The organism is Bradyrhizobium genomosp. III (assembly GCF_000261705.1).
Classification (GTDB): Bacteria; Pseudomonadota; Alphaproteobacteria; order Rhizobiales; family Xanthobacteraceae; genus Bradyrhizobium; species Bradyrhizobium ottawaense.
The window spans coordinates 1-6832 of sequence record NZ_AJQF01000127.1 but is presented as its reverse complement, the minus strand read 5'-3'; the positions used below and the strand labels follow the sequence as shown (position 1 = coordinate 6832).

The 6832-nt window shown below is 65.8% G+C and carries 5 protein-coding genes; all 5 read left to right on the top strand.

What is annotated here, in order from left to right; all coding sequences use genetic code 11:
* Positions 1 to 64: 64 nt before the first annotated feature.
* Positions 65 to 1051: a D-alanine--D-alanine ligase family protein gene (locus tag IC66_RS0111260; protein ID WP_038947676.1), complete on the top strand. Its 987-nt coding sequence runs from the start codon at positions 65 to 67 to the stop codon at positions 1049 to 1051.
* A gap of 349 nt (positions 1052 to 1400) precedes the next feature.
* Positions 1401 to 2423: a cell division protein FtsQ/DivIB gene (locus IC66_RS0111255; protein WP_038947675.1), complete on the top strand. Its 1023-nt coding sequence runs from the start codon at positions 1401 to 1403 to the stop codon at positions 2421 to 2423.
* Positions 2420 to 3742 (top strand): cell division protein FtsA, encoded by a 1323-nt coding sequence (ftsA, locus tag IC66_RS0111250; RefSeq protein WP_028145526.1) that lies wholly within the window; start codon positions 2420 to 2422, stop codon positions 3740 to 3742. The genes IC66_RS0111255 and ftsA overlap by 4 nt, the downstream gene beginning before the upstream one ends.
* Before the next feature lie 87 nt (positions 3743 to 3829).
* On the top strand, positions 3830 to 5629 hold the full coding sequence (ftsZ, locus tag IC66_RS0111245) for a cell division protein FtsZ (RefSeq protein ID WP_028145525.1): 1800 nt from the start codon (positions 3830 to 3832) through the stop codon (positions 5627 to 5629).
* Between the two features lie 363 nt (positions 5630 to 5992).
* The coding region (gene lpxC, locus IC66_RS0111240) for a UDP-3-O-acyl-N-acetylglucosamine deacetylase (protein ID WP_049806507.1) at positions 5993 to 6832 on the top strand (840 nt) is incomplete at its 3' end.

Below are 6832 nucleotides of genomic sequence, written 5' to 3'. Positions count from 1 at the left end.
CGGGCCTGCGCCTTACGGCGCATCCCGGAATGACGACGACTGGCTAGGATAGGTAACAAAAGACATGCGCATCACCATCCTCTTCGGCGGCTCCAACCGCGAGCGTCTGGTTTCGGTCGCCTCGGCCCAGGCCCTGCATCAGGCATTGCCCGAGGCCGATCTGTGGTGGTGGGATGTCGAGGACAAGGTGCATGTGGTGCAGTCGAAGCAACTGCTCGAACATGCCCGCCCCTTCGAGGACGAGTTCAAGCCCGGAACGCGCGGCATCCCGCTGGAGCAGGCACTCGACCGGGCGAAGGCGGAAGGTCGCGTCCTGGTGCTCGGCCTGCATGGCGGGCGCGCCGAGAACGGCGAATTGCAGGTGATGTGCGAAGCGCGCGGCGTGCCTTTCACCGGCTCTGGCTCGGCCTCCTCGCATCTGGCCTTCGACAAGATCGCGGCCAAGCATTTCGCCGCGCTTGGCGGCGTGACGTCACCGGCAAACATAGCGCTCGACGAGATCGACGAGGCATTTGCCGAATACGGCAGGCTGATCGCAAAGCCGGCGCGCGACGGATCGAGCTACGGCCTAATCTTCGTCAACGCCAAGCAGGATCTCGTCGCCGTCCGCAACGCGGCCAAGCACGAAGAGTACGTCATCGAGCCCTACATCGCCGGCGTCGAGGCGACCTGCGGCGTGCTGGAGCGCACCGATGGTTCGATCATGTCGCTGCCGCCGATCGAGATCATTCCGGGCGAGGGCAATTTCGATTACGCTGCAAAATATCTCCTGAAGTCGACCCAGGAGATCTGCCCCGGTCGTTTCGCACCCGAGATCACCGCGGCGCTGAAGGCCCAGGCGATGCTGGCGCACCGCGCGATGTCCTGCGCCGGCTATTCCCGGTCGGACTTCATCGTCTCGGACAAGGGCCTCATCTATCTCGAGACCAACACGCTGCCCGGGCTGACCAAGTCCTCGCTCTACCCCAAGGCGCTGAAAGCCGAGGGCATCGAATTCGTCGACTTCCTGCGCGGCCTGGTGGAGCTCGCCGGGCAGCGCGTGCCGAAATAATTAGGACTGGTTAACGGCCGAATCGGCGAAACGGGCCGGTTTGGGGTCCAAAACCGGTAAAATGCCGGACATCACGGCACAAATGCCTCACATCGCGGGGCAAAATGCGCCGGACGTTAACGAACTTTACCTTTTGTTTACCAGGACGTCCGAAGGTTAACGCTGGCGGCGCATATGGCGCTTTGGCTGCCGGCGCGTGAGCTCTCGGGGGTGACGTCACCTCCAGCGAACGCTTTGAAGGGGAGAGGCTTCTTCTGCTGAAGACCAGCACCCGGCCCGGCACGTCGAAGACGTCATGTTCGCCAGGATCCGCGCGATGTCGCGGGCAAACTGTTGACGAGCTCGTGCAATGGATGGAGCAGGAAGCCTCACCCGGTCGCTTTTCAGATCGCTGAGGCCCCAAGCCGACCTGAAGGCGGCCGCTGTCGGAGCGGTCGTGCTTCTGCGCGAGTGGCTGCAGGACAAGCGCCAGCAAAGACTTCACGCCGCGCGTGCTGCCGCCAAGATCAAGGCCAAGGCCATCGTCGAGCGTGAGCCGCCGCCGCGCGTGGTCGCGCTGATCGAGCGCTATCTGCCGCGCCGGGTCGGGATCAGCATGACCGTGCTGCTGCTCATCGGAAGCTGCGGTTTCGGCATCGTCAAGGGCGGCCATCTCCAGGATTTCATCACCGCGGTCAGCGATGCCCGCAACGCGCTGGCCAATTCCGCGGGCTTCCGCATCACCTCCGTCGTGATCAATGGCCGCAAGCAGCTCACCCAGGACGAGATCCTGGCGATCGGCGGCGTCAGCGGCCGTTCCTCGCTGCTGTTCCTCGATGCTGACGCGGTGCGCGACAAGCTCAAGGGCAATCCGTGGATCGCCGATGCGACCGTGCTGAAGCTCTATCCGGGCCAGCTGATGATCGAGCTCACCGAGCGCAAGCCATTCGCGCTGTGGCAGGAGGCCGGCCGGCTCTCGGTGATCGCCGATGACGGCGCCGTGCTCGAACCCTATGTCTCGCGCCGCTTCCTGTCGCTGCCGCTCGTGGTCGGCAAGGGCGCCGAGAGCCAGGCCCGCGATTTCCTCGCGCTGCTGGCGCGCTATCCGCAGGTCAACTCGATCACCAAGGCCGCGATCTTCGTCGGCGAGCGGCGCTGGAACCTGAGGCTCAAGGACGGTCTCGACATCCGCCTGCCCGAGCAGGACGTCGGCAACGCGCTGGCGATGCTGTCCAAGCTCGACAAGGAGGACAGGCTGTTCTCGCGCGACATCGTCGCCGTCGACATGCGCCTGCCTGATCGTCTGGTGGTGCAGCTGTCCGAGGACGCCGCCAAGGCGCGCGAGGAGCTGTTCAAGGACAAGAAGAAAAAGAAGGCCGGGGACGCCGCATGACCGGTCTCGATCGCACCCAGACGCCGAAGACGCGCCCGATGCCGCACAAGCGCGGCGGCCTCGTCGCCTGTCTCGACATCGGCACCAGCAAGATCGCCTGCATGATCGCGCGGCTGAAGCCGTCACCGCCGAGCGAGGCGCTGCGCGGCCGCACCCATGCGGTGGAACTGATCGGTTACAGCCAGATCCAGTCGCGCGGCATGAAGGCCGGGGCGGTGATCGACCTTACCGAATGCGAGCAGGCCGTGCGCCAGGCCGTCGCGCTCGCGGAGAAAATGGCCAAGGTGCGGGTCGAGTCCGTGCTGCTCTCGGTCTCCGGCGGCCGGCTTTCCGGCCAACTGGTCGAGGCCGCCGCCGACATCCGTGGTGGCGCCGTGACGCAGGCCGATGTCAGCCGCGTCACCTCGACCGGCATGCGTCACGCCACCGGCGAAGGCCGCACCGTGCTGCACGCGCTGCCGGTCGGCTACACGCTCGACGGCGTCAAGGGCATCCGCGACGCCCGCGGCATGGTCGCCCATCAATTCGGCGTCGACATGAACGTCGTCACCTGCGACGCCACCGTGGCGCGGAACCTGATGCTGGCGGTCGAACGCTGCCACATCAATGTCGAAGCCATGGCGGCGAGCCCATATGTCGCCGGATTGTCGGTGCTGACCGACGACGAGGCCGATCTCGGCGCAGCGGTCGTCGAGATGGGCGCCGGCACCACCACGATTGCCGTTTATTCGGGCGGCCGTTTCGTGCATGCGGCGGGTTTTGCGGTCGGCGGGCAACACATCACGATGGATCTGGCGCGGGGACTCTCCGCGACCATTGCCGATGCCGAGCGAATCAAGACGTTATACGGGACCGTCATCACCGGCGGATCGGACTCGCGTGAGCTGATGTCTGTGCCGACAGCCGGTGACGAGCAGGATCTGCCGCAGATCGTCTCTCGCGCCACCATCGCCAACATCGTCAAGCACCGTGCCGAGGAAGTCTTCGAAATGGTTCGGGACAAGCTGAAGGATTCGCCCTTCGCCTCAGAGCCCAACGGCCGGGTCGTACTCTCGGGCGGCGCCTCGCAGCTGACCGGCCTCGTCGAACTCGGCACCCAGATTCTCGGCCGGCCCGTGCGGGTCGGACGTCCGCTCGGCTTCGGCCGGCTGCCCAACGAGGCGAAGAACGCCGCGTTCGCGGTGCCCGCCGGACTCCTCGTCTACCCGCAATATGTTCACCACGAACATGTCGAACCGCGGCATACGCGGCAGCAGGTCAGGACAGGGACCGGCGGTTATTTCGGAAAGGTCGGACGATGGCTACGCGAGGGCTTCTGATGATTCATTTCCGCAATTCCCGACTTTCACCAACTCCCGCGGCCGCCGGCCGGGGCGAACCCACGCGCACGTGATCGAGAGGCAAACATGACCATCAGCATCAACGTTCCTGATATTCACGAGTTGAAGCCCCGGATCACCGTGTTCGGCGTCGGCGGCGCCGGTGGCAACGCCGTCAACAACATGATCACGGCGGGCCTCCAGGGCGTCGACTTCGTGGTCGCCAACACCGACGCGCAGGCGCTGACGATGTCGAAGGCGCAGCGCATCGTGCAGATGGGCACGGCGGTCACGCAAGGCCTCGGCGCCGGCTCGCAGCCGAACGTCGGCGCGGCGGCGGCGGAAGAGGTGATCGACGAGCTGCGCGACCATCTCTCGGGCGCCAACATGGTGTTCGTCACCGCGGGCATGGGCGGCGGCACCGGTACCGGTGCAGCTCCCGTGATCGCCAAGACTGCGCGCGATATGGGCATCCTCACCGTCGGCGTCGTGACCAAGCCCTTCCACTTCGAGGGCGGCCGCCGCATGCGCACGGCGGAAGCCGGCATCAACGAGCTTCACAAGGTCGTGGATACGCTGCTGATCATCCCGAACCAGAACCTGTTCCGGGTCGCCAACGAGAAGACCACCTTCGCCGACGCCTTCGCGATGGCCGACCAGGTGCTGTACTCGGGCGTTGCCTGCATCACCGACCTGATGGTCAAGGAAGGCCTGATCAACCTCGACTTCGCCGATGTGAGGGCGGTGATGAGGGAAATGGGCAAGGCGATGATGGGCACCGGCGAAGCCTCCGGCGACAAGCGGGCGCTGACCGCCGCCGAAGCCGCGATCGCCAACCCGCTGATCGACGATAGCTCGATGAAGGGTGCCAAGGGCCTCCTCATCTCCATCACCGGCGGCAAGGACCTCACCCTGTTCGAGGTCGACGAAGCCGCGACCCGTATCCGCGAGGAAGTCGACCAGGACGCCAACATCATCGTCGGCGCCACCTTCGACGAAGCGCTCGACGGCCTGATCCGCGTCTCCGTCGTTGCCACCGGCATCGAGCAGGCCGCGATCGCCCGCAACAGCCAGGCGACCTCCGCCCCGGTTGCGAACGCGGCGCCGCAGGCGCAGCAGGCGCCCGCAGTTCCGGCCGTCGCCGCCGAGAGCCGTCTTGCCGACCTGACCGCGCGGCTCCGCGCCGACAATCAGCGTATGGCTGAGCGCGCCCAGAAGCTGGAAGGCCAGATTCCGGCCGCAGCCCCGGTCGCTGCCGCGCCGATGGCGCCCCGTCCGAATGTCGAGCGCGCCGCGCTGGCCGCCATCGCCGCCGCCGTTGCGGAGGTCCCGCAGGCGCCCGCGCCGATGCAGACCTATGGTGACGTCACCGTGCGCCCGATCGCGCAGAAGCCGACGCTGTTTCCGGAGCCCGACATGGCCCCGGTCGCGATGCAGGAGCCGATGACGCCGGAAAACTTCATCCCGCCGCAGGCCGAGCGTGCGCCGGTCCGTGCGCCGCGTATGCCGCGCCTCGATGAGCTGCCGATGCCGGCCCAGGCCGAGATTCGCCAGGCCCGCGGCGAGGTCGAGGAGGAGACTCCGCAGAAGACCCGCCTGTCGCTGCTGCAGCGCCTCGCCAATGTCGGCCTCGGCCGTCGCGACGAGGAAAGCGAGCCGCCGGTCGCGGCCCGCACTGCCGGTCCCGCGATGCCGCCGCTGCCCGAGCGCCGGCAGCAGAAGACCGTGGCGCAGCAGATCGCGTCGAGCGAGCCGGTATCCGAGTATGCCCGCCGTCCCGCGCCGCAGGGGCTGGACATGCACGGCCGTCCGGCGCCTGTTGCGCCGGCGCCACAGGGCGACGACCATCTTGATATCCCGGCCTTCCTGCGGCGTCAGGCGACCTGAGGATTGTTACAATAAGGCAGACGAAAAAAGGTCCCGGCAACAAGCTTGCCGGGACCTTTCCTTTTGTCCCGTGCATATCCGGATTGCGCAGACAAGCAACTGATTTTAAATAATTAATTACGTGTTTGGGTGTTCAGTCAAACTGCCGGAAGCGACCCGAAACCTCGGCGCAATTTGGTTAAGCCTTGGCGCGAATACGGCAGGTTTGGGGTAACAATCGGTAAAAAAGCGTGAGTTGGCGCTGTTTGAGGCAGTGACTATGGTTTGCCGTGACTTGGGGATACGGATTCGCAGGAACTCGGCACTGGCCGGCCAAGTGGGTCTCGTATAAGTCGCAGTGGGTCGTAGTGGGGCGGGTTCCTGATGAAATTTAGCCGGCAAACAACGCTTCGTGCGCAAGCCTCCGTGGCAGGCGTGGGCGTTCATTCCGGTCTTCCCGTCACTCTCACCCTTGGGCCTGCGCCTGTCGACGCGGGTTTTATTTTTGTCCGCACCGGCCTCGAGGGAAGTGATCGCGAAGTTCAGGCGACCGCCGAGCAGGTGATCGCGACCGACTTCGCTACCGTCCTCGGCGATCGCAACGGTCCGCTGGTGTCCACCGCCGAGCACGTGCTTGCTGCACTGCGGGGTATGGGTGTCGACAACGCCACCATCGAGATCGATGGTCCCGAAGTGCCGATCATGGACGGCAGCGCGGCGGCCTTCATTGCGGCGATCGACCAGGCCGGCATCGTTACCCAGCCGGCACAGCGCCGCTTCATTCAGGTTTTGAAGCCGATCTCGGTCAAGATCGGCGACTCCTTCGGCGAGATCAGGCCCTTTGCCAACGGGTTCTGCGTCGAGGTCGAGATCGATTTCACCAATCCCGTCATCGGCCAGCAGAGCTACGCCTTCGACCTCAATCCGGAGCGTTTCCGCCGCGAAGTCGGCCGGGCCCGGACCTTCGGTCTGATGAGCGACGTCGCGCGGCTCTGGAGCGCGGGCTATGCCCTCGGCGCTTCCTTCGACAACACCGTCGTGTTCGACGACGAGCGGCTGCTCAACACCGAGGGCCTGCGCTACGCCGACGAATGCGCCCGCCACAAGGTGCTGGACGTGATCGGCGACCTGTCACTGGCCGGCCTGCCGCTGCTTGGCGCCTATCGCTCGGTGCGTGGCGGCCACAAGCTCAACCACGCTGTCCTGACCGCGCTGCTCGCCGAC